We start from the raw sequence: 22,630 nt of genomic DNA, 5'->3' as shown, positions 1-22,630 counted from the left end.
GCGGCCGGCTGGACGGTCACCGCCCGCCGCGACAGGGCGGGCTCGCGGCCCGCTCCCCGATGCCGGCCGGCGGCCTCGTGGTCCCGGGTCGACGGGGACCGGGTGCCCCGTGAACCTTCCTGCGCCGCGACCGGCCGGTCGCGGCGCGCCTGTGGTCACGGCTGTCGCGGGTGCACCGCCGCGTGGCGGCAGGCCTGCCGCGTACGCGTACCCGGTCCGCCATCCACAGCCGCCGGGTGAGCTGTCAGTGGCCGGTGCCAAGCTGTCCGGACCGCACGACGACAGGGGGACGCATGGGCACCTGGGACACCGGTCCCTACGACAACGACACGGCCGCGGATTTCGCCTGCACGCTGGACGAAGCCGCCCCGGAGGAGCGCCCGGGCCTCGTCCGCGACGCGCTCGCCCGTGCGGTCGGCACCACCGGCCCCCTCGACGCCCCCGTCGCCGACGAGGCCGTCGCCGCGGCCGCCCTCGTCGCCGCACAATGCCCGGGTGGCGAACCGGTCGATCCGGTCTACGGCCCCGAAGAGCCCCTTCCCGACCTGACATGTCTGCGTACGCTTGCCCTGCAGGCGCTGGACCGGATCGTCGTGGAGCCGTCCGAGGTGATGGAGCTCTGGGCCGGACCGGACGGCGCCCCCTGGCGGGCGGCCGTCCACCGGCTGCAGGAAGTCCTCCAGCCCCGCCCTCCCGGGAAGCAGCTCCACCTGTACTGACGCACGCACCGCAGTCATCGTTCCTCGCCCGGAGGTCCATATGAGCCGGTACCTTTTCCGCCACTTTTCCGATCCCACCTGGGGCGACTTCCACCGGCGAAGCGGGGCCGGATCCCCCGCATGACGGAGCGTCACCCCACCGGGCGCGACCGCGTCCGTGGCACTCCCGTACGACGCTGATCCCCGCCTCCGGGGCCGGCGCGGCCCGTCCCGGCCACCCCGGTCCCGGAGCGCACACCGCCGGTCCCCCGCGTACCCGACGCAAGGGTGGCGCTGCCGCATGTCCGACGTGTGTAATAGCCCGATGCAGAATGCAGACATTACAGATGCCTGGGTTCGGGGTTGGGCCGTCTCCCGCGGCACCCCCGCGCCGGTCACCGAACCCTGGGGCTACCGCATCGACGTCGGCCTCCCCGGGCACGTGTTCCGGCACGTCCTGCCCCACCCCGACGAGACGTCCGTCCGCACGCTGTGCGCGGCCGTCACCCGACCCGGCGCGTGGCTGAAGGTGCTGGCGGCACCCGAGGAGGTGGCGGACTGGATCACTCCCGGCTGGCGCGTACCGGACGACCCCGGCTTCATGATGTTCACCGCCCTGCGCGCCACCGCCGCCCCCGCACCACCCGAGGGGTACGCCATGGAGACCGGCACCCGCGACGGGGTGTTCCGCGTCCGCATCGTGGCGCCCGACGGGTCGCTCGCCGCGCGGGGACAGATCGCGCCGACCGGCCGGACGGCGGTGTTCGACCAGATCGAGACCTACGCCGGGCACCGCCGCAGGGGCCTCGGCAGCGTCGTGATGCGCACGCTCACGACGGCCGGCGCCGAAGCGGGTGCCGACACGGGCGTGCTCTCCGCGACCACGCAGGGCCGGGCGCTCTACAGCTCCCTGGGGTGGGAGTACCAGGGACCGCTGACCGGCGTGGTCAGGGACCCGGTGCCCGCCGCTCGTCCGGCCGGCAGCCCGGCAAAGCCGCCCGCCGCAGCAGCGGCCAGCCGCTGACGCCGGTCAGCAGGGCCAGCGGATGGCCCCAGTCGGTGAGCGGGTCCTCGAAGGCGAGCAGGTCCTGCAGCAGCATCACCGACACCCAGGCCAGCACGATCGCGCGGGCCACCGGACTCAGCAGCCCGGCGAGCGCGCCGACGCTCGCCATCAGGCCGAAGCTGATGCCGTAGTCGAGCCGGTGCAGCGACGTACCGGGCAGATGACCCGCCAGGACCGACAGGGCGACCGGGATTTCCGTCGCCAGGGTGGCCACCACGTGCCCGACCAGGAACACGGCGGCGGCGCGCCACGCGCCGATGCGGCGCTCCAGGGCGGTGAGGACGAAGACGAAACCGACGGCGTACGGCGAGAACAGCCCGCCCGCCACCCACAGCGCGCTGGCGCCCAGGACGAGCATCGGCGTCCGGGAGAGGTGTGCGACATCGGTGCTGGAGCCGTGCAGCAGTGCGGAGACCGTGGCGGGGTCCCCGTACCGGGCGAAGAGCGACGTGGCGACGAGGACGAGGGTGTAGCCGAAGGTGAAGGGTGCGCCGGCGGGCGTGGGCAGCAGGCGGCCCGTCGCGCGCCACCACCGCCGCCGGGATTCCGCCGCGGCGGCCGGACGGGCCGCGGCAGGCAGTCCCGCCGGGGGCCGGGTTCGAGGCCCGGCCGGGGATCCGGCCGGAGCCGCGGCCGACTGCGCGGCCGGCCGGACGGGCGGCGGTTCGGCGACGGCAGGGACGGGGACGACGGCAGGTGTGGGGACGGCGGCAGTGCCGGCGGTCGGGCGCTGGCGGGGAATGCCGTGCAGCAGGCGTTCCCGGGCCTCGGCCGCCGGGCGGCCGACGGCACCGGCCGGCGGTCGCACCGTGTCGTCGTCCGTCTCCCGCGCTGTGAGCCGGTGCACCGTGGGCAGCCTTTCGCCTCGTCAGGTCCCCCCGGACCGCCCCCCGTCAACCTTGCCCCCTCAGCCAACGCGATCACCGACCGGGCGTCCATGACGTGGATCACACCCGCCACCCGTGAACCGGCCGCGTCCGTACGGGCGATAGAGGGAGCGTGAGACTGTTGCGCCCCACAGGGGAAGACCGGGACGACGATTCCGCGCTGCTGCGGGCCGTCGCGCGCGGGGACGCGGAGGCGCTCGCGGAGCTGTACGACCGGCACGCGGGCTGGCTGCACGCCCGCCTGACACGCCGCTGCGGGGATCCCGAGACGGTACGGGAAGTGCTCCAGGACACGTTCGTCACGGTCTGGCGGTCCGCCGGGACGCACCGCGGCGGCGAGGCGGGCGGCTGGCTGTGGGTCATCGCGGCCCGCCGCCTGGTCGACGCGCGGCGCGCTCAGGCGCGGGCCGAGCGGCCCGGCCCGGAGCCGGCGACGCCCGTACCGTCCGCCGAGGACCGGGTGCTGGCCGGACTGGAGTACGGGGACGTGGGCGCCGCCCTCGACCGCATCTCGCCGGAGCTCCGCGAGGTCCTGCGGGCCACGGTCGTCGACGGCCTGACCACCCGTGAGGCGGCGCGGCTGCTCGGCATCCCGGAGGGCACGGTCAAGAGCCGCGCGCTGCGGGCACGCCGCGAGCTGCGCGACGCACTGGCGCAACTCGGCGCGCGGACGGGCACCTTGGGAGGTACGGCATGAGTGCGGGGTGGCACGTGGACGCCGCGCTGGCGGCCCGGTACGCCGACGGATCGGCGTCCGAGCCGGACGCCTGGTCCCTGGAGAAGCACGTCGAGCGTTGCGGCCGGTGCGCCGCCCTGGTGTCCGCCGCGGTACGGGGGTCCACGGCGGGCCCGGCACTCGCGGAGGTGCGCGGCGCGCTCCTCGCGCTGGCGACGCCGGAGGCGGCTCCGGCGGCGGGGCGGGTAACGGCGGTGGGGTCGGTTTCGGCGCCGGGGCGGGTAACGGCGCCGGGGGCGGTTTCGACAGCGCATGCCCCGGTCCCGGTACCGACGGGCGGGCCCGCGGGCCCCGGCCGCGCCCGCGCCTCCCGCGTCGGGCGCCTGGCGTGGGCCGCCGGGCCCGCCCTGCGCGGGGCGTGGATCGTCGCCGTGCTGCTGGTGGTCGCGGGGGCGCTCGCCCTCGCGTACGGCGGCGGCGTCGACGGCGTACGGCCACTGCTGCTGGCCCTGGCACCGGTGGTGCCGCTCGCCGGGGTGGCGGTGTCGTACGGGAGGCACGCGGATCCGCTGCACGAGATCGCCGCCGCCACCCCGTCCGGCGGGCTGCGGCTGCTGCTGACGCGGACGGCCGCCGTGCTCGCGGTGTGCGTCCCGCTGCTCACCGCCGCGGGCGCGGTGCTCCCCGCGGAGGCCGGGGCACCGGGGGCCGCCGTGTGGCTGCTGCCCGGGCTCGCCCTGACGCTGGCCGCGCTGGCGCTGGGCTCGTACGTGGGCTGCCGGACGGCGGCGGCGGCCGTGGCGGTGGCCTGGCTGACGGTGGTGGCCGGCCCCGCGCTGGGCGAGGCGTTCCCGTTCCCGTCCGACGCCGCCGCGGGCGGCGCGCCGGCGTGGTACCTCTCCGGCTCCGCCGCGCAGGGCGGCTGGGCGGCCGCCGCGGCGGTGTGCGCCGGACTGCTGGCGCTGCGGCGCCGTTCCTTCGACCATCTGGAGCGCTGGTGACACACATCCACAGCACCGTCGCGGTCGGCGGGCTGACCGTCCGGCACCGCCGTACGACCGCGCTGGACGGCCTCGACCTGGAGCTGGGCCCCGGCGTGCACGGCCTGCTCGGGCCGAACGGCGCGGGCAAGACGTCCCTGATCCGGGTGCTCGCGACGGTCGCCGCCCCCACCGGCGGCCGGGTGCGGCTGCTGGGCCGCGACATCGCGGACCGCCGCGAACGCGCGGAGGTGCGGAGGCGGCTGGGCTACCTGCCGCAGGAGTTCGGTTACTACCCGGGTTTCACGGTCCGGGAGTTCGTGGCGTACGTGGCCTGGCTCAAGGAGATGCCGGCCGCACGCGCCGCGGCCGCGGTGGAGCGGGCGGTGGAACGCGTCGGGCTGGCCGACCGGATCGACGCGAGGATCAGGACGCTGTCGGGCGGCATGGTGCGGCGGGTGGGCATCGCGCAGGCGATCGTGAACGAGCCGGAGCTGCTGCTCCTCGACGAACCGACGGCCGGTCTCGATCCGGAGCAGCGCGTCGAATTCAGAGCACTGCTCCGCGATGTGGGCACCGCTTCCACCGTCATCGTCTCCACCCACCTCGTCGAGGACGTCGCCGCGGCGTGCACCGAGGTGACCCTCATCGAGTCGGGCCGGCTCGCCTTCCGCGGCACCACCGCCGAACTCACCGCCATCGGCGAGGACTCCCTCGCGGACGACGGCGACGACACCCCGCCCGGCGGCGCCACCGAAGCCCCTGGTGCCTCCGGTGGCGCAGGTTCTCCCCGTGCCTGGGGTGCACCCGGTGGTGCAGCGTCTCCCGCTGCCCCCGCTGCTCCCGATCCCTCCGGTGCCTCCGGTGACGCAGGTTCCCCCGGTGCACCCGCCCCGCCGCGCCGCCGCCCCGCCCCGCACGGCAGCGCCATCGAGCGCGGCTACACCATCGTCCTGCGCGCCCACCGCGCCGCCGTCGCCGGGGGGCGGCGGTGATGCTCCGTACCGAGCTGCGCCGCGGCATCGGGCCCTGGTCCGGGGCCGCCGTCGCCGTCACCGTGCTCGTCGCCCTGTACGGCAAGGCGCCCGGCTGGCAGGGCCGCTGGTCGGACGCCACCGACATGCTGCACACCGCCGCCGGGCTGCTCGCCGGACCGCTCGCGGCCGCCGCCGGCTGCTGGCAGGGCGGCCGGGAACGGCGTCGCTCCACGGGCGAACTGCTCGCCTCCGCGCCGCGCGGCCGTCTGGCCCGCACGCTGGTCGCCGCCGCTCCGGCCGCGCTGTGGCCCGCCGCCGGACTGCTGCTCGCGGTGGCCGTCTGCCTGGGCGCGACCTGGCCGTACGCCGGCGGCGGGCGCCCCTTCGTGTCCGTAACGGCCGCCGACGCCGTCGCCGTGGCGGCGCTCGGCACGCTCGGGTTCGTCGCCGGGCGCCTGGTGCCGTGGCGGCTGACGCCCCCGCTGGTCGCCGCCGCCACGTACGTGGGCCTGGGCCTGCCGTCGTACACCGCCTCCCCCGCCCGCTGGCTGAGTCCGGCGGCCGACCGCTCCACGGCCTGGCAGGAGCCGCTCTGGTGGTTCGCCCCGGCGATGACGGTGTGGACGGGCGGCCTCGCGCTGGCCGCGCTGCTCGCGTACGGGGCCCGGCGCCGCGCCCTGGCGCTCGTACCGCTCGCCGCGGCCTGTGCCGTCGCCGTACCGGTCGTCCGCCTGGACGGGAGCGCCGGCCCGTGGCGGCCGGACCCGGACGCGGCCCGCCTCGTCTGCGACGACGGCACGCCCCGGGTCTGCCTGTCGGCCGTCGACCGTGCCCTGCTGCCCGAGGCGTCCCGGGCGCTCGCCGGCCTGAACGCCAGGCTCCGCGGCGTGCCCGGCGCCCCCGCCCGCTGGGTGAGCGGCCCGCACGAGCCGGGCCCGGGCGAGGCGCCGCTCCCCGACCCGGTGGCCGCGGCCGCCCACGGCGTGCTCCAGGACCCGCGGCAGTACGCGCACGACGCGGCCTCGGGCCTCTTCGACGGCGCGTGCCTGTCCGGCGAGGACGGCATCGTCCTCGATCTGGCGGTCCAGGAGTGGCTCGCCCCCGCGCCGCCCGGCAGCGGCGTCGACCCGGCGGCCCTCCAGCCGTTCCTCGACCGGCTGCGCGCCGGATCCCCGGCGCAGCAGCGGGCCTTCCTCGGCCGCTACCTGACCACCGACCTGTGCGAGGCCGCAGAGGTGCCCCTCCCATGAGCCTCCGGCTGTACGCGCGCTCACGCGCGCTCCCCGTGACGTACGCCGTTCTCCTGGGCACGGCGCTCGCCGCCGGCTGGTCCGCCCACCGGCTCCAGGCGCAGCCGTTCTTCGACCACACCGCGCGCGTCCCCGTCGTCGTCCTCGCCCCGCTGGTCGCCGGCGCGGCGATCGGCACCGGGCTCCACGTGCACGCCGACGAGCTCGACCGCACCGCGGTACGCCCCTGGTGGCGGCGCCGTCTGGCCCACCAGGCCGTACTGACGGCGTCGGCCGCCGTGCTGCTCGCCCTCGCGGTGCCGGGCCGGCCGGAGGCGTTCGGGCAGCCGGCGATGGTGCGCAACGTGCTGGGCGCTGCAGGCGTCACGGCGGCCGCGGCCGTGGTGCTGGGCGCCCGGCTGAGCTGGCTGCCGCCGCTGGTGTACTTCGGCGCCGTGTACGTGGCGGCGCCGTCCATGCCGGGCGGAGCCGCCGCGGTCTGGGCGTGGCCGGTGCAACCGGGGCCCGAGGGCTGGGCCTGGGCGGTGGCGCTGGCGGCGTTCGTGACGGGGGTGATGCTGTACGCGGCTCTCGGCGCGCGCCCCGACAACGGGCGGCCCCGTTCCCGGTACCCGGGCCGCGGCGCTCCGCCGGAGGGCCGTCCCCCGGGCGACGAGCCCCCACCGGGGAGACGTCCGCGGAACGGCCGGAAATCCGGTGGCGGGCCCAACTAGGCTGAAAGCCATGGCTGAGACGACGCCCGTGACCACGCTCGACCGACGTGTAGGCCCGTACGGCGAGGTGGTCCTGCGCCGGCGCGGCGACCACTACGAGATCATCGCCAACGGCACCTTCCTCATGGACACTTCCGACGGCCGCTCGGAGCGGCTGCTCGTCGACGCGGCGCTCCAGGCACTGGGCGGGCGGCCCGGTTCGTCCGTCCTCATCGGCGGCCTCGGGGTCGGCTTCTCGCTCGCCCACGCCGCCGCCGACCCCGCCTGGAGCCGTATCGCGGTGGTCGAGCGCGAGCAGGCCGTCATCGACTGGCACCGCGAGGGGCCGCTCGCCGCGATCTCGGGCAGCGCGCTCGCCGACCCGCGCACGGTCCTGCTCCACGCCGACCTCGTGGAGTACGTCCGCACCTCGCCGGACACGTACGACGCGCTCTGCCTGGACATCGACAACGGCCCCGGCTGGACCGTCTCGGAGGGCAACGACGGCCTGTACTCACCGGACGGTCTGGCCGCCTGCGCGGCCCGGCTGAACCCCGGCGGGATCCTCGCCGTCTGGTCCGCGCAACCGTCCGCCGATTTCGAAGAGTCATTGCGGAATGCCGGATTCAGCGGGGTAAGAACCGAAGAGATCCCGGTTGCCCGGGGCGTTCCGGACGTGGTCCACCTCGCCGTTCGCCCTGCGTAGCCGGGACGCGGTCGGTGCCTTTACGCTGCTGACCGAACACACGGATCTACACGCGGTTCGCGTCGCTGGACGCGAGCAGGGGCGGGGCGATGGAGCAGACACACACCAGCCATACCGGTACGGCGGTCACGCCGGGTACCCAGCGCCGAGTGCTGGTCGTCGAGGACGACACCACCATCGTCGAGGCCATCTCCGCACGGCTGCGGGCCGAGGGCTTCCTGGTGCAGACGGCGACGGACGGCCCCGCGGCCGTCGACGCGGCCGAGGCCTGGCAGCCGGACCTGATGGTCCTCGACGTCATGCTGCCGGGCTTCGACGGCCTGGAGGTGTGCCGCCGGGTGCAGGCCCAGCGGCCGGTTCCGGTGCTGATGCTGACCGCCCGCGACGACGAGACCGACATGCTGGTCGGGCTCGGGGTCGGGGCCGACGACTACATGACCAAGCCGTTCTCGATGCGGGAGCTGGCGGCCCGGGTGCACGTCCTGCTGCGCCGGGTGGAGCGGGCCGCGCTGGCCGCGGTGACGCCGCGCAGCGGCATCCTGCGCCTCGGCGAGCTGGAGATCGACCACGCGCAGCGGCGGGTGCGGGTCAAGGGGGACGACGTCCACCTGACGCCGACCGAGTTCGACCTCCTGGTCTGCCTGGCGAACACTCCGAGAGCGGTGCTCTCGCGCGAGCAGCTGCTCGCGGAGGTGTGGGACTGGGCGGACGCCTCGGGCACCCGCACCGTGGACAGCCACATCAAGGCGCTGCGCCGCAAGATCGGCGCCGAGCGGATCCGTACGGTGCACGGCGTCGGTTACGCGCTGGAGACCCCGGCGCCATGAGCCGGCGGAGGGCGCCGCTCCGGTCCCGCGTGCGGTCCGGGGTGCGGTCCCGGCTGCGGCTGCGGTCCCGGGTGCGGGCGGTCACGATCTCGATCAAGACCAAGCTGGGCACCCTCGTCGTCGTCTCGGTCTTCATCACGACCGGACTGCTGATGGTGGCGCTGCGCACCGAGACCGAACTGCGCTTCATCACCGTGTTCTCGGTGATCGCCACCCTGCTGATCACCCAGTTCGTGGCGCACGGCCTGACCGCGCCGCTGGACGAGATGAACACGGTGGCCAAGTCGATCTCGCACGGCGACTACACCCGCCGGGTGCGGGGGGCCGACCGCCGCGACGAGCTCGGCGACCTGGCGTCCACGATCAACCGCATGGCGGACGACCTGGAGGCGGTGGACCGGCACCGCAAGGAGCTGGTCGCCAATGTCTCGCACGAGCTGCGCACGCCGATCGCGGCGCTGCGCGCGGTGCTGGAGAACGTCGTGGACGGCGTCTCCGCCGCCGACCCCGAGACGATGCGCACGGCGCTCAAGCAGACCGAGCGGCTGGGCCGGCTGGTGGAGACGCTGCTGGATCTGTCACGGCTCGACAACGGTGTCGTACCGCTCCGGTCGCGCCGCTTCGAGGTGTGGCCGTACCTGTCCGGGGTGCTGAAGGAGGCGAACCTGGCCGCCGCGCAGCGCGGCCTGAGCTCGGGCTCCGGCCACCACACCCGGACCGACGTGCACCTGCACCTCGACGTGTCGCCGCCGGAGCTGACCGCGCACGCGGACGCGGAGCGGCTGCACCAGGTAGTGGCGAATCTCATCGACAACGCCGTCAAGCACTCCCCGCCGCACGGGCGGGTCACGGTCCGGGCCCGGCGCGGGCCGCAGCCGGAGTCGCTGAACCTGGAGGTGCTGGACGAGGGACCGGGCATTCCGGAGTCCGAGCGCCACAAGGTCTTCGAGCGGTTCAACCGCGGCAGCGTCGCGTCCCCGCACGGCCCGGGCAGCGACGGCGGCACGGGACTGGGGCTGGCGATCGCCCGCTGGGCGGTCGATCTGCACGGTGGCCGTATCGGGGTGGCCGAATCCGCACGTGGATGCCGGATTCAGGTCACTCTTCCGGGGATCCCGCGGCCACGTAATTGACGTAGGGTTCGAACCGGAGGACCGGCTTCTGCGTGGACACGTGCAGGACGCGACAGGAGCCGCCCGGGTCTGCGCGCCGATGTGGGGCGCAGCCCCGCTGTCGGCTACCCGATCTCGGGGGAACCACGCTTGTTTCCCGCCATTTCCTGCCCCGAAACCCGCCCTCGGATGTGATGTACGCGACGATGGCACGCCCGGCCTGCACCTCCAGGCCAGGGAGGCGTAGCCTTTATTTCCGCTGTCCATCACCTTGTGAAGCGGAAGAGGGCGGTTGCCGCCGTGTCGTCTCAGTCCCCCAGTAACTCGAGCATCTCGACCGACCAAGACGGGCAGGGTCCTCAGAACCCCGCCGCCGCGTTCGGTGCCAACGAGTGGCTCGTCGACGAGATCTACCAGCAGTACCTCCAGGACCCGAATTCGGTCGACCGTGCCTGGTGGGACTTCTTCGCCGACTACAAGCCGGGTTCCTCCGGCTCGGCGGACAAGCCCGCGGGCGAGGGCGGTGCCGTAGCCGCGGGGGCTGCCGGCACCGCGACGCCCGCCGCCCCTGCCCCGGCGGCCCAGGCCCCGGCGCAGCCCGCACAGGCGCCGCAGGCTCAGGCCCCGGCCGCTCCGGCGAAGCCGGCAGCGGCGGCTCCCGCACAGGCCGCCGCTCCCGCCGCCCCGGCCAAGGCCCCCGCCGCGAAGCCCGCGGCCGAGCAGCCGAAGCCCGCCGCGGCGAAGGCCGCCCCGGCCACCGAGGCGCCCGCCGGCCCCGAGTACGTGACGCTGCGCGGCCCGTCCGCCGCAGTCGCGAAGAACATGAACGCCTCGCTGGAACTGCCGACGGCGACGTCCGTCCGCGCCGTCCCGGTGAAGCTGCTGTTCGACAACCGCATCGTCATCAACAACCACCTCAAGCGCGCCCGCGGCGGGAAGATCTCCTTCACGCACCTCATCGGGTACGCGATGGTCCAGGCCATCAAGGCCATGCCGTCCATGAACCACTCCTTCGGGGAGAAGGACGGCAAGCCGGTCCTGGTGAAGCCGCCGCACGTCAACCTCGGCCTCGCCATCGACCTGGTGAAGCCGAACGGCGACCGCCAGCTCGTCGTCGCGGCCATCAAGAAGGCCGAGACCCTGGGCTTCTTCGAGTTCTGGCAGGCGTACGAGGACATCGTCCGCCGCGCCCGCGCGAACAAGCTGACGATGGACGACTTCACCGGCGTCACCGTCTCGCTGACCAACCCCGGCGGCCTCGGCACCGTCCACTCGGTGCCCCGCCTGATGCCCGGTCAGTCGGTCATCATGGGCGTCGGTTCGATGGACTACCCGGCCGAGTTCCAGGGCACCTCCCAGGACACCCTGAACAAGCTGGGCATCTCCAAGGTGATGACCCTCACCTCGACGTACGACCACCGGGTCATCCAGGGCGCCGCGTCGGGCGAGTTCCTCCGCATCGTGGCCAACCTCCTCCTCGGCGAGGACGGTTTCTACGACGACATCTTCGAGTCGCTTCGCATCCCCTACGAGCCGGTCCGCTGGCTCAAGGACATCGACGCCTCGCACGACGACGACGTCACCAAGGCCGCGCGCGTCTTCGAGCTCATCCACTCCTACCGGGTCCGCGGCCACGTCATGGCCGACACGGACCCGCTGGAGTACCGCCAGCGCAAGCACCCCGACCTGGACATCACCGAGCACGGCCTGACGCTCTGGGACCTGGAGCGGGAGTTCGCCGTCGGCGGCTTCGGCGGCAAGTCGATGATGAAGCTGCGCGACATCCTCGGCGTGCTGCGCGACTCGTACTGCCGCACCACCGGCATCGAGTTCATGCACATCCAGGACCCGAAGCAGCGCAAGTGGATCCAGGACCGCGTCGAGCGCCCGCACTCCAAGCCGGAGCGCGAGGAGCAGCTGCGCATCCTGCGCCGGCTCAACGCCGCCGAGGCGTTCGAGACGTTCCTGCAGACCAAGTACGTCGGCCAGAAGCGGTTCTCCCTGGAGGGCGGCGAGTCGGTCATCCCGCTGCTCGACGCGGTCATCGACTCCGCGGCCGAGTCCCGTCTGGACGAGGTCGTCATCGGCATGGCCCACCGCGGCCGCCTCAACGTCCTGGCGAACATCGTCGGCAAGTCGTACGCGCAGATCTTCCGGGAGTTCGAGGGCAACCTCGACCCGAAGTCGATGCACGGCTCCGGCGACGTGAAGTACCACCTGGGCGCCGAGGGCACCTTCACCGGCCTGGACGGCGAGCAGATCAAGGTCTCGCTGGTCGCCAACCCCTCCCACCTGGAGGCGGTCGACCCGGTCCTGGAGGGTGTCGTCCGCGCCAAGCAGGACGTCATCAACAAGGGCGGCACGGACTTCACCGTCCTGCCGGTCGCCCTGCACGGTGACGCGGCGTTCGCCGGCCAGGGCGTCGTCGCCGAGACGCTCAACATGTCGCAGCTGCGCGGCTACCGCACCGGCGGCACGGTCCACATCGTCATCAACAACCAGGTCGGCTTCACCGCCGCCCCGGAGTCCTCGCGCTCGTCGATGTACGCGACCGACGTGGCCCGCATGATCGAGGCGCCGATCTTCCACGTGAACGGCGACGACCCGGAGGCGTGCGTCCGGGTGGCGCGGCTCGCCTTCGAGTTCCGCCAGGCGTTCAACAAGGACGTCGTGATCGACCTCATCTGCTACCGCCGCCGCGGTCACAACGAGGGCGACAACCCGCAGTTCACCAACCCGCAGATGGTGAGCCTGATCGACAAGAAGCGCTCGGTGCGCAAGCTCTACACCGAGTCGCTGATCGGCCGCGGCGACATCACGCTGGAAGAGGCGGAGCAGGCGCTCCAGGACTTCCAGGGCCAGCTGGAGAAGGTGTTCACCGAGGTCCGCGAGGCCACCTCGCAGCCCGCTCCGACGCCGGTCCCGGACGCCCAGGCCGAGTTCCCGGTCGCCGTCACCACCGCGGTCTCCCAGGAGGTCGTGAAGCGGATCGCCGAGTCGCAGGTCAACATCCCCGACCGGATCACCGTCCACCCGCGCCTGATGCCGCAGCTCCAGCGCCGCGCGGCCTCCATCGACGACGGCACGATCGACTGGGGCATGGGCGAGACCCTCGCCATCGGCTCGCTGCTGATGGAGGGCACCCCGGTCCGGCTGGCCGGCCAGGACACCCGCCGCGGCACCTTCGGCCAGCGCCACGCGGTGCTGGTGGACCAGGTCACCGGCGAGGACTACACGCCGCTGCTGTACCTCTCCGAGGACCAGGCCCGCTACAACGTCTACGACTCGCTGCTGAGCGAGTACGCGGCGATGGGCTTCGAGTACGGCTACTCGCTGGCCCGCCCGGAGTCGCTGGTCATGTGGGAGGCGCAGTTCGGTGACTTCGTCAACGGCGCGCAGACCGTCGTCGACGAGTTCATCTCCTCGGCCGAGCAGAAGTGGGGCCAGACCTCCGGCGTCACCCTGCTGCTGCCCCACGGCTACGAGGGCCAGGGCCCGGACCACTCCTCGGCCCGGCCGGAGCGCTTCCTCCAGATGTGCGCGCAGCACAACATGACGGTCGCCATGCCGACGCTGCCGTCGAACTACTTCCACCTCCTGCGGTGGCAGGTGCACAACCCGCACCACAAGCCGCTGGTCGTCTTCACCCCGAAGTCGATGCTGCGCCTGAAGGCGGCGGCGTCGAAGGTGGAGGAGTTCACCACCGGCGGTTTCCGCCCGGTGATCGGCGACGCATCGGTGGACGCGAACGCGGTCCGCAAGGTCGTCTTCTGCTCCGGCAAGGTCTACTACGACCTCGACGGCGAGCGGAAGAAGCGCGGTGTCACGGACACGGCGATCATCCGGCTGGAGCGCCTGTACCCGCTGCCGGGTGCGGAGCTCCAGGCCGAGATCGCCAAGTACCCGAACGCCGAGAAGTACATCTGGGCCCAGGAGGAGCCGGCGAACCAGGGTGCCTGGCCGTTCATCGCGCTCAACCTGATCGACCACCTCGACCTGGCGGTCGGCGCCGACCTGCCCCCGGCCGAGCGCCTGCGGCGCATCTCGCGCCCGCACAGCTCGTCCCCGGCGGTCGGCTCGGCCAAGCGTCACCAGGCCGAGCAGGTCCAGCTGGTGAACGAGGTCTTCGAGGCCTGAGCGGCCACGCCGTACGCACCGACCGGAGGGCCCGGAACCGCGAGCTGATCGCGGTGCCGGGCCCTCCGGCGTGCTGACTTACGCTAAGGGCATGTACTTCACCGACCGTGGCATCGAGGAACTGGAGAAGCGGCGCGGCGAGGAGGAAGTCACCTTCGAGTGGCTCGCCGAGCAGCTGCGGACGTTCGTCGATCTCAATCCCGACTTCGAGGTTCCCGTGGAGCGGCTGGCGACGTGGCTGGCGCGGCTGGACGACGACGAGGACGACGACCTGTAGGGACTTCGCCGGACACGAGGCACAGCAGCAGCCCGTCGGCCACGAGCAGGGCGCCGGCCGCCACCCGGCCCGGGCTGCGCCGTGAGACGCCCCGGACCAGCAGCGGGACACCGGCCGCGAGCCGGACAGCGGCGAGGATCCGGCCCCGGGGGCCGTGGAGCCAGGAGACGCGGGAGGCGGCACCGACGGTGTCCCCGACCACGCGGCCGACCGCCGTGCCGACGGCCTCCTCGACGGCCCGCACCTCGTCCCGTACCGCGTCCCCCGGGCCGGGCCGGGCGACCTCCTGGCCGCCCGCTTCCCCTGCGGCGGTCCGGAGCCGGGCGGCCGGTTCGCCGGGGGCGAGCCCGGGCGGCAGGGCCAGGCCGAGCCGGGCGAGTACGGCGATGAGCCCGAGCAGCCGGGAGCGGGCGTCCGCCACCGGGTCGGGCCGGGTGAGCGGCTGGAGGTCCTGGACGTCCAGGACCGGGTCCAGGCCCAGGCGGACGGCGAAGGTGTGCATCGCCTCGTCCTCGCCGGCCGGGGTGCCGTCCGTGAGCCAGGTGTAGCCGACGGGCCGGCGGAAACCCGACGCCAGGGTGTAGCCCGCCCGGTCGGCGTCCCACCACAGGGCGAGCACCGGCCAGGGGGTGGCGACCGCGAGGGCGGAGGCCCAGCCCGCAGCGACCCGGTCGGCCGGTTCGCCGCCGTCCAGCCAGGGACGCCCTTCGGGGACGAGCACGCTCCAGCCGCGGCCCGCCGGAGCGAGCAGCAGGTGCTCGCCGAGGAGTTGGGCCGCGGGCCGTACGGCGGGGGGCTCGGCCCGGCACAGCAGCAGCACGCCCGGGGTGGTCGCGGAGGTCGGCATGGCCCATACGCTAGGCCAATTCGTCCGCTTTTGCGGCTTATGCCGACCTCTGTCGACTGGAGACCGGCCTTGACGCGGAGTCACCGCGATATATCGTGTATTCCAGGAGACGCGATATGTTGCGTCCTGTCCCGAGGAGGCGCCATGCCGGAGTGGTCCGTCAGCGAGCCGGTGGAACTCACCCTCGACGACCCCGTGACGGCGCTGAAGGTGCGCATCGTCCACGGCACGGTGAACGTGGTCGGCATCGAGGAGGGCCCGGCACGGCTGGAGATCCCCGGGATCGAAGGGCCGCCGCTCGTCGTCAGCCAGCGCGGCTCCGTCCTGACCGTCTCGTACGAGGACCTGCCCTGGCAGGACTTCCTCACGTGGTTCGACCGCAAGGGCCGGCACCGCAGCGCCGTCGTGTCCCTCGCCGTACCGGCGGGCGCCGACGTGGAGGTCGGCGTCGTCGGCGCCGGAGCCGTGATCTCCGGCATCCGGGGCCGGGTGGAGGTACGCGGCGTCAGCGGCGACACCACGCTCGTCGGGCTGCCCGGGCCGGTCCGCGCGCAGACCGTGTCCGGCAGCGTGGAAGCCCAGGCGGTCGCCGGCGACCTCCGGTTCCACTCCGTCTCCGGCGACCTGACGGTCATCGAGGGCACCGGCAGCTCCGTGCGCGCCGACTCGGTCACCGGCGACATGGTCATCGACCTGGAGCCCGCCGACGGCTCCACCGACATCCGGCTGACCACCGTCTCCGGCGAGGTCGCGATCCGGCTGCCCCACCCGGCCGACGCACGCGTGGAGGCGAACACCACGAGCGGCGCCGTCTCCAGCGCCTTCGAGGACCTGCGGGTGGACGGCCAGTGGGGGGCCAAGAGCATCAAGGGCACGCTCGGGGCCGGCACCGGCACCCTCAGGGCGACCACGGTCTCCGGCTCCATCGCCCTGCTCCGCCGCCCCGCCGCCCCCTCCGGAAAGGACCTGTGACATGCCGCCGGTCTTCGCCCACGGCCGCCTGCGGCTGTACCTGCTGAAGCTCCTCGACGAGGCTCCCCGCCACGGCTACGAGGTGATCCGGCTCCTGGAGGAACGCTTCCACGGGCTGTACGCGCCGTCCGCCGGCACGGTCTACCCGCGGCTGGCCAAGCTGGAGGCCGAGGGCCTGGTCACACACGCCACCGAGGGCGGCCGCAAGGTGTACTCGATCACCGACGCCGGGCGTGCGGAGCTGGCGGGCCGCGGCGACGAGCTGGCCGACCTGGAACAGGAGATCCGCGAGTCCGTCTCCGAACTCGCCGCCGAGATCCGCGACGACGTGCGCGGGGCGGCGGGCAAGCTGCGCAGCGAGATGCGGGCCGCGGCGAGCGAGACGCGCACGCACCGGGCGACGTCCTGGCAGGAGCAGGCCCGGCGGGCGAAGGAGGAGTCGCGCAAGGCCCGCGAGGAGGCGAAGCGGGCGCGGCACCAGGCCGAGGAGGCGCGGGACACGGCCCGCCGGGAGATGCAGCGCATCGCCCAGCAGGTCCAGGACCACATCGCGACGGGCGAGTGGCCCTCGGCCCTCTCCGACCTGACCGGCCGGCTGTCCGGCCTGTTCGGGGGCGGTACGCCGAACACGGCGCGGCCGTCCCGGGCCGAACCCGAGCCGCCCGGGGCCCCCGCATGGGAGGACGTGCCCGCCTCGGGCGACGCCGCCCGCGACCTGGAGCGCCTGCTGGACCGCTTCCGCGACGACATCCGCGACGCGGCCCGCGACCACGGCGTGACGGCGTCCCAGCTCTCCGAGGCCCGCCGCCACCTCTCCACGGCGGCGGCCCGCATAACCGCCCTGCTGCGGGGGCCACGCGACTGACGCGTACCGGGCGCGGCCGGTGCCGCCCCGGGGCGTCAGCCCCGTGTGACGGTGACGGTCACGGCCGCCCCGGGCACCGCCCGTACCGCCACCCGGTGCGCCGTCCCGGGGCCCACCACCGTCGTCCGCGGCCATGCCCGGCCCGCCACCTCCACCCGCCAGCCGGTCGGGGCCGGCGGCAGGGACAGTTCCGTCGCACCGCCGCGGCCGGCGACGTACACCAGCCGCTCCGGCGACCGCGAGACCACCCGCCCCGCCACCGCCCCGGCGTAGGGCGCCGCTGTCCGCTCCTTGTTCGTACGCCAGGCACCGGCGCCGTCCACGGCGCAGTACCCGCCGCCGTAGCACCACACGTACCCCGCCCACCCCGAGGACCAGCGGTTCAGGGAGGCGAGCGCCTCGCGGTAGAAGCGGCCCATGTTCGGCAGTGCGTTGTTCAGCGGCCCCCACTCCCCCACGACGACCGGCACCCCGTACTCCTCGGGGTACGCCGTCACCGCCGCCTCGTACGACTCGATCCAGCGCGCCGCCGGGTCGTAGTCCGCGCCCGCCTCCATCGCGGTGTTGTAGAAGTGCGGGGCGTAGACGACCTTCGGGTCCTCGATCCTCCCGAGGCCCGTGGGGACGCCCTCGCCGACGATCGGGGTCGGCTCGACGAAGACCCAGTTGTCGTCGTCGGCCACGCGCACCGCGTCCGCGAGGCGGTTGTACATCGGGGTGAGGTGGTCGCGCTCGATGCGGCGCGCGGCCGTCGCCAGGTCCTCGCCGTCCCGCAGCTCCCCCATCGGCTCGTTGATCAGGTCGTAGCCGAGGACCGCCGGGTGGTGCGCGAACCGGCCGGCCAGCACGCGCCACATGCGTGCCTGGGCGCGGCGCAGGTCCTCGTCCTCGTACAGGTGCGTGAAGGCTCGCTGCACCGCCGGTTCGAAGTACTCGGCGAACCAGTCGCCCGGGTGCGGCGTGAAGGGCAGTCCGTCGGTGCGGGTGGCCCACTCCGGGATGCCGCGGTGGCCGAAGGCCGGGCCGAAGACGTCCTGGTGGGCGTCGATCAGGACCTGGATGCCGTACCGCTCCGCCCAGTCCAGGATCCGCTCGATCCTGCGCAGGTACGCCCCGCTGTAGCGGCCGCGCTCGGGCTCCAGGTCGTCCCAGAACACCAGCAGCCGGGCGAAGTTGAAGCCCCGGGCCCGCATGTCGCGGAAGTGTCGCTCGGTGATGGCGGAGAGCGCGGCGTCGCCGCGGTGCGTCTTGTCCTCGACGTTCCAGCCGCGCAGTGTCAGGACACGGCCGCGGTCGTCGGTCAGTTCCGGGATGCCCGTACGGTCCACTCGGTCCGCTCGGTTCACACGGTCCACTCGGTTCACGCGGTCCGTACGGTCGGCGTGGGCCGGGGCGGCGGGGGCGAGGGTCAGCAGGGCGGCCAGGGCGAGAGCGACGGTGCGCATGAGGGACCTCCGGCGTCGGGTGCCGGAGATCCCATCAGCAGAACTGACGAACCATCAAGAGGCTGTCACGCCGTCATCAGGCCATCGTGAGGACGATCTTTCCGAAGAGGTCGCCGGCCGCCATCTTCTCGAAGCCCTCGCGCGCCCGGTCCAGCGGCAGCACCTCGTCGATGACCGGACGTACGCCCGTCGCCGCGCAGAAGGCGAGGAGGTCCTCCAGCTCGTCCTTGGAGCCCATGGTCGAACCGACGACCTTCAGCTCCAGGAAGAAGATGCGGGTCAGCTCGGCGTGCGACGGGCGGTCGCCGCTCGTCGCGCCCGAGATCACCAGCGTGCCACCGGGCCGCAGGGACTTGACCGAGTGCGACCAGGTGGCCGCGCCGACCGTCTCGATGACGGCGTCCACCCGCTGCGGCAGCCGCGCGCCCGGTTCGTACGCCTCCAGGGCCCCGAGCTCCACGGCGCGCTTGCGCTTGGCCTCGTCGCGGCTGGTGGCGAAGACGCGCAGGCCGGCCGCCTTGCCCAGGACGATCGCCGCGGTGGCGACGCCACCGCCCGCGCCCTGGACGAGGACCGAGTCGCCGGGGCGGACGCCGGCGTTGGTGAACAGCATCCGGTACGCGGTGAGCCATGCGGTCGGCAGGCAGGCGGCCTCCGCGAAGGACAGCTCCTTCGGCTTCGGCAGGACGTTCCACGCCGGGACGGCGACCTTCTCGGCGAAGGTGCCCTGGTAACGCTCGGTGAGGATGGAGCGGGGCTCGTCCGGTCCGACGCCGTGCCCGCTCTGCCCGATGACGGAGTGGACGACGACCTCGCGGCCCTGCTCGTCGATCCCGGCGGCGTCGCAGCCGAGGATCATGGGCAGCTTGTCCTCGGCGAGCCCGACCCCCCGGAGCGACCACAGGTCGTGGTGGTTGAGGGAGGCGGCCTTGACGGTGACGGTGGTCCAGCCGGGACGGACCTCGGGCGCGGGGCGTTCGCCCAGCTCCAGGCCGTTCAGGGGCTGATCGCGGTCGATTCGGGCGGCGTAGGCAGCGAACATGACCTTGAGGTTAGGGCGGCACCCGGGCGCTGCGGAACCGCGCACCGGTGTGACGTACGTCAGCCCCGCCTCCGGTGTGACGTGCACCGACCCGGACCGGGAGCCGGACCGCCTCCGGTGTGGCGTGCACCGCGCCCGGCCCCGGAGCCGGCCTCGCCCGCGGCGGTGGCGTGCACCGACCCGCCCGCGTCCGCAAGCCGGAGGGTTCCGCCCGCAAGGCGGAAGGCCCCGCCCGCAGCCGGGAGGCCCCGCCCGCAGCCGGGAGGCGCCCGCCCGCGCCCGCAACGCGGAGGGCCGCGCCGCGCCCCCGGGTGGGGGTACGGCGCGGCCCTCGGAGAACCGTGCGGCGCGTCAGCGGCGAGCGACGCCCTCCGCGCGGGCGGCGGCCGCCACCGCGGCCGTGACGGCCGGGGCGACGCGCTCGTCGAACGGCGAGGGGATCACGTAGTCCGCGGCGAGCTGGTCGCCGACCACGTCCGCCAGCGCGTTCGCCGCGGCGATCTTCATGCCCTCGGTGATCCGCGACGCCCGCACCTGCAGCGCGCCCGCGAAGATCCCGGGGAAGGCGAGCACGTTGTTGATCTGGTTCGGGTAGTCGGACCGCCCGGTCGCCACGACCGCCGCGTACTTGTGCGCGACGTCGGGGTGCACCTCGGGGTTCGGGTTGGCCATGGCGAAGACGAACGAGTTCGGCGCCATGGCGGCGATCGCCGCCTCCGGCACCGTGCCGCCCGAGACGCCGATGAAGACGTCCGCGCCGGCCAGCGCGGTCTCCAGGGAGCCGGAGAGCCCCGCGCGGTTGGTCAGCTCGGCGAGCTCGCGCTTCACCGGCGTGAGGTCGTCGCGGTCGCGGCTGACGATGCCCTTGCGGTCCGCGACCGCCACGTCGCCGAGGCCGGCCTCCAGCAGCATCTTGGCGATGGCGACACCCGCGGCGCCCGCGCCGGAGATGACCGCGCGCAGGTCGCCCAGGCCCCGCCCGGTCAGCTTGGCGGCGTTGCGCAGGGCGGCCAGGGTCACCACGGCGGTGCCGTGCTGGTCGTCGTGGAAGACGGGGATGTCGAGGCGCTCCTGCAGCTTGCGCTCGACGTCGAAGCAGCGGGGCGCCGAGATGTCCTCGAGGTTCACTCCGCCGAACGAGGGCGCGAGGCGGACGACCGTGTCGACGATCTCGTCCACGTCGGTGGTGGCGAGCGCGATCGGCACCGCGTCCACGCCGCCGAACTGCTTGAAGAGGATCGCTTTCCCCTCCATGACCGGAAGCGACGCCTCCGGGCCGATGTCACCGAGTCCCAGCACGGCCGTGCCGTCGGTCACGACGGCGACGACCTGGGACTTCCAGGTGTAGTCGTGCACGAGCTCGGGCTGCTCGGCGATGGCGCTGCACACTTTGGCGACGCCGGGCGTGTACGCGAGGGACAGGTCGTCCTTGTCCCGCACGGGCACGGTGGCCTGCACGGCCATCTTGCCGCCCCGGTGGAGGGCGAATGCCGGATCGAATGCCGGATCGAAGGGCTCGTCGGAAGAGCCCTCGCCACCGTCGGTGCGAGGGTTGACGATCTCCGCTGCCATTTGTTGACCCCTTAAGTCTTCATGTTGAGGGTGGCCGCTCCTGGTTGAGGAGGGGTGGGCGGGCACCGCGTCCGTGCCCCGACCAGGCGATCGGGCTGCCCTGTCGGGGGGAGGTACGTACGCGCGGGCGCGCCGCACACGCGCCCTGAGCCCCGGATGAGGGGTGTAAGGATCCTTCTTACCGGACGGACACGTCCGCAGACGAGTCGGTATCCGGAGAGCGGACGCCCCGGCATTCGGACACGTCCAGTGGCGATGAGGCGACTCATGCATCAATATCTGGACAAGTCAGTACGCCACCTGGATTGCAACCGCAATCCCGTCCGCATGACGAGATCAACCGAAGATTTTCCGGCCGGGCGAAGGTAGCCCCGTAGAAGGTCCGGCCCTGATGTACCGGCCTGTAGGGGTTCGGGGGTCTCCCGTTATCCGATTTTGACATGCCTGGCCCCCTGTTTGGGCTAGTCCGAATGGCAAGATGCCGTAATCACACGAGGTCGCGACACCCGAAGGTGCGTGCCCCGACCATGTGCCGACAGTTGGGCAACCCCTCATACGCCGCTCTTAAGCCGGAGGAAACCGACCATGACCGCAAGCACCACCCGCCGCACCACCGCTGCGAAGTCCCGAACCGCCGCGGTCGGAGCCATCGCGGTCGCCGGCGCCCTGCTGCTGAGCGCCTGTGGCGACCAGACGAACGGCGGCGGCACGACGGGGACCACCGAGCCCGGCAAGGCCGTCAGCTCCGCACCGCTCTTCGACAAGCTGCCGAAGAAGTACCAGGACGCCGGCGTCATCAAGGTCGGCACCGACGCCCAGTACGCCCCGATGGAGTTCGAGGAGGGCGGCAAGATCGTCGGTATCGACCCCGACATCGCCGCCGCGCTCGGCAAGCAGCTCGGGGTTGAGTTCAAGTTCACGAGCGGCACGTTCGACGGCCTGATCTCGTCCCTGAACACGGGCCGCCAGGACCTCGTCATGTCCGCGATGAGCGACACCAAGGCCCGCCAGGAGGGCCTGGACGACAAGGGCAAGAAGGTCGGAAAGGGCGTCGACTTCGTCGACTACTTCAATTCCGGCGTCTCCCTGCTGGTCAAGAAGGGCAACCCGCAGAACATCAAGACCCTCGACGACCTCTGCGGCAAGAAGGTGGCGGTCCAGCGGGGCACCACCTACGAGGACACCTTCAAGCAGCAGGCCGTCAAGTGCGACAAGGACAAGAAGGGCAAGCTCGCGATCGAGGCGTTCGACACGGACGCCGAGGCGCAGACCCGTGTGAAGTCCGGCGGCGCGGTCGCCGACATGAACGACTACCCGGTCGCCGCGTACATCGCGAAGACCGCCGGCGGCGGCAACGACTTCGAGGTCACCGGTGGCCAGACCCAGGCTGCCCCCTTCGGCATCGCCGTCGACAAGGACAACACGCAGCTGCGTGACGCGATCAAGGAAGCGCTGGACGCGATCATCAAGAACGGTGAGTACGCCAAGGTGCTGGAGAAGTGGGACGTCAAGAGCAGTGCGGTCACCGAGGCGACCATCAACGCCGGTAAGTGATCTTCAGCATTTCGTACCACTCTCGTGTACCACTGAAGGGCAGTCACG

20 protein-coding genes are annotated in these 22,630 nt (G+C 73.3%); 15 read left to right on the top strand and 5 right to left on the bottom strand.

The window, feature by feature from the left end:
- Positions 1-293 precede the first annotated feature (293 nt).
- Together IH00_RS0124075 and IH00_RS0124070 are read left to right on the top strand one after the other, a co-directional pair.
- A complete protein-coding gene (locus tag IH00_RS0124075; protein WP_031076940.1) occupies positions 294-719 on the top strand; it encodes a DUF4259 domain-containing protein in 426 nt (141 codons plus the stop codon).
- A gap of 304 nt (positions 720-1,023) precedes the next feature.
- Positions 1,024-1,722, top strand: coding sequence for a GNAT family N-acetyltransferase (locus tag IH00_RS0124070; protein WP_052411596.1), 699 nt, complete (start codon positions 1,024-1,026; stop codon positions 1,720-1,722).
- Here the strand turns inward: IH00_RS0124070 and IH00_RS0124065 are convergent.
- Entirely contained in the window at positions 1,646-2,611 is a 966-nt protein-coding gene (locus IH00_RS0124065; protein ID WP_052411595.1) for a rhomboid-like protein, read from the bottom strand. The genes IH00_RS0124070 and IH00_RS0124065 overlap by 77 nt on opposite strands.
- Positions 2,612-2,763: 152 nt before the next feature.
- On the opposite strand from IH00_RS0124065, the gene IH00_RS0124060 reads away from it, so the two are divergent.
- The 10 genes from IH00_RS0124060 (at position 2,764) to IH00_RS0124015 (ending at position 14,285) form a co-directional block, all read left to right on the top strand.
- The gene (locus tag IH00_RS0124060; RefSeq protein ID WP_031076935.1) at positions 2,764-3,348 is read left to right on the top strand and encodes an RNA polymerase sigma factor; all 585 of its coding nucleotides are present in this window, start codon (positions 2,764-2,766) and stop codon (positions 3,346-3,348) included.
- Positions 3,345-4,328, top strand: coding sequence for a serine/threonine-protein kinase (locus IH00_RS0124055; protein WP_031076933.1), 984 nt, complete (start codon positions 3,345-3,347; stop codon positions 4,326-4,328). Before IH00_RS0124060 ends, IH00_RS0124055 begins: the two co-directional genes overlap by 4 nt.
- A gap of 5 nt (positions 4,329-4,333) precedes the next feature.
- Positions 4,334-5,302, top strand: a complete 969-nt coding sequence (locus tag IH00_RS0124050; protein WP_420710915.1) for an ATP-binding cassette domain-containing protein — start codon at positions 4,334-4,336, stop codon at positions 5,300-5,302.
- On the top strand, positions 5,302-6,534 hold the full coding sequence (locus IH00_RS0124045; protein WP_052411594.1) for a hypothetical protein: 1,233 nt from the start codon (positions 5,302-5,304) through the stop codon (positions 6,532-6,534). The genes IH00_RS0124050 and IH00_RS0124045 overlap by 1 nt, the downstream gene beginning before the upstream one ends.
- Positions 6,531-7,247: a hypothetical protein gene (locus tag IH00_RS0124040; RefSeq protein WP_234334939.1), complete on the top strand. Its 717-nt coding sequence runs from the start codon at positions 6,531-6,533 to the stop codon at positions 7,245-7,247. The genes IH00_RS0124045 and IH00_RS0124040 overlap by 4 nt, the downstream gene beginning before the upstream one ends.
- Positions 7,248-7,257: 10 nt before the next feature.
- Complete coding sequence (locus tag IH00_RS0124035; RefSeq protein WP_031076926.1) at positions 7,258-7,932, top strand: spermidine synthase family protein; 675 nt, start codon at positions 7,258-7,260, stop codon at positions 7,930-7,932.
- A gap of 89 nt (positions 7,933-8,021) precedes the next feature.
- A complete protein-coding gene (locus IH00_RS0124030) occupies positions 8,022-8,759 on the top strand; it encodes a response regulator transcription factor (protein ID WP_031076924.1) in 738 nt (245 codons plus the stop codon).
- Entirely contained in the window at positions 8,756-9,892 is a 1,137-nt protein-coding gene (locus IH00_RS0124025; protein WP_234334938.1) for a HAMP domain-containing sensor histidine kinase, read from the top strand. The genes IH00_RS0124030 and IH00_RS0124025 overlap by 4 nt, the downstream gene beginning before the upstream one ends.
- Positions 9,893-10,171: 279 nt before the next feature.
- The gene (locus IH00_RS0124020) at positions 10,172-14,008 is read left to right on the top strand and encodes a multifunctional oxoglutarate decarboxylase/oxoglutarate dehydrogenase thiamine pyrophosphate-binding subunit/dihydrolipoyllysine-residue succinyltransferase subunit (protein WP_031076921.1); all 3,837 of its coding nucleotides are present in this window, start codon (positions 10,172-10,174) and stop codon (positions 14,006-14,008) included.
- Between the two features lie 91 nt (positions 14,009-14,099).
- On the top strand, positions 14,100-14,285 hold the full coding sequence (locus IH00_RS0124015; RefSeq protein ID WP_031076920.1) for a DUF6104 family protein: 186 nt from the start codon (positions 14,100-14,102) through the stop codon (positions 14,283-14,285).
- On the opposite strand, the gene IH00_RS0124010 is transcribed toward IH00_RS0124015, so the two are convergent.
- On the bottom strand, positions 14,203-15,132 hold the full coding sequence (locus IH00_RS0124010; protein ID WP_052411593.1) for a hypothetical protein: 930 nt from the start codon (positions 15,130-15,132) through the stop codon (positions 14,203-14,205). The genes IH00_RS0124015 and IH00_RS0124010 overlap by 83 nt on opposite strands.
- A gap of 144 nt (positions 15,133-15,276) precedes the next feature.
- Between IH00_RS0124010 and IH00_RS0124005 the strand changes: the two genes are divergently transcribed.
- Positions 15,277-16,104: a DUF4097 family beta strand repeat-containing protein gene (locus IH00_RS0124005; RefSeq protein ID WP_031076918.1), complete on the top strand. Its 828-nt coding sequence runs from the start codon at positions 15,277-15,279 to the stop codon at positions 16,102-16,104.
- A gap of 1 nt (position 16,105) precedes the next feature.
- A complete protein-coding gene (locus IH00_RS0124000; RefSeq protein ID WP_031076916.1) occupies positions 16,106-16,969 on the top strand; it encodes a PadR family transcriptional regulator in 864 nt (287 codons plus the stop codon).
- Between the two features lie 35 nt (positions 16,970-17,004).
- On the opposite strand, the gene IH00_RS0123995 is transcribed toward IH00_RS0124000, so the two are convergent.
- The 3 genes from IH00_RS0123995 to IH00_RS0123985 all read right to left on the bottom strand — a co-directional run bounded on the left by IH00_RS0123995 (position 17,005) and on the right by IH00_RS0123985 (position 21,028).
- Positions 17,005-18,414 carry a glycoside hydrolase family 5 protein gene (locus IH00_RS0123995; protein WP_031076914.1) on the bottom strand — a complete coding sequence of 470 codons (1,410 nt, stop codon included), beginning with the start codon at positions 18,412-18,414 and terminating at the stop codon, positions 17,005-17,007.
- Between the two features lie 76 nt (positions 18,415-18,490).
- Positions 18,491-19,456: a zinc-binding dehydrogenase gene (locus IH00_RS0123990; RefSeq protein WP_031076911.1), complete on the bottom strand. Its 966-nt coding sequence runs from the start codon at positions 19,454-19,456 to the stop codon at positions 18,491-18,493.
- Between the two features lie 351 nt (positions 19,457-19,807).
- Positions 19,808-21,028 carry an NAD(P)-dependent malic enzyme gene (locus IH00_RS0123985; RefSeq protein ID WP_031076909.1) on the bottom strand — a complete coding sequence of 407 codons (1,221 nt, stop codon included), beginning with the start codon at positions 21,026-21,028 and terminating at the stop codon, positions 19,808-19,810.
- Between the two features lie 585 nt (positions 21,029-21,613).
- Here IH00_RS0123985 and IH00_RS0123980 point away from each other — a divergent pair.
- On the top strand, positions 21,614-22,582 hold the full coding sequence (locus tag IH00_RS0123980; RefSeq protein WP_031076907.1) for an ABC transporter substrate-binding protein: 969 nt from the start codon (positions 21,614-21,616) through the stop codon (positions 22,580-22,582).
- Positions 22,583-22,630 lie beyond the last annotated feature (48 nt).

The sequence above is a fragment of the Streptomyces sp. NRRL S-118 genome (assembly GCF_000716335.1).
In the GTDB taxonomy this organism is placed as follows: Bacteria; Actinomycetota; Actinomycetes; order Streptomycetales; family Streptomycetaceae; genus Streptomyces.
This window is presented reverse-complemented; position numbering and strand designations above follow the sequence as displayed.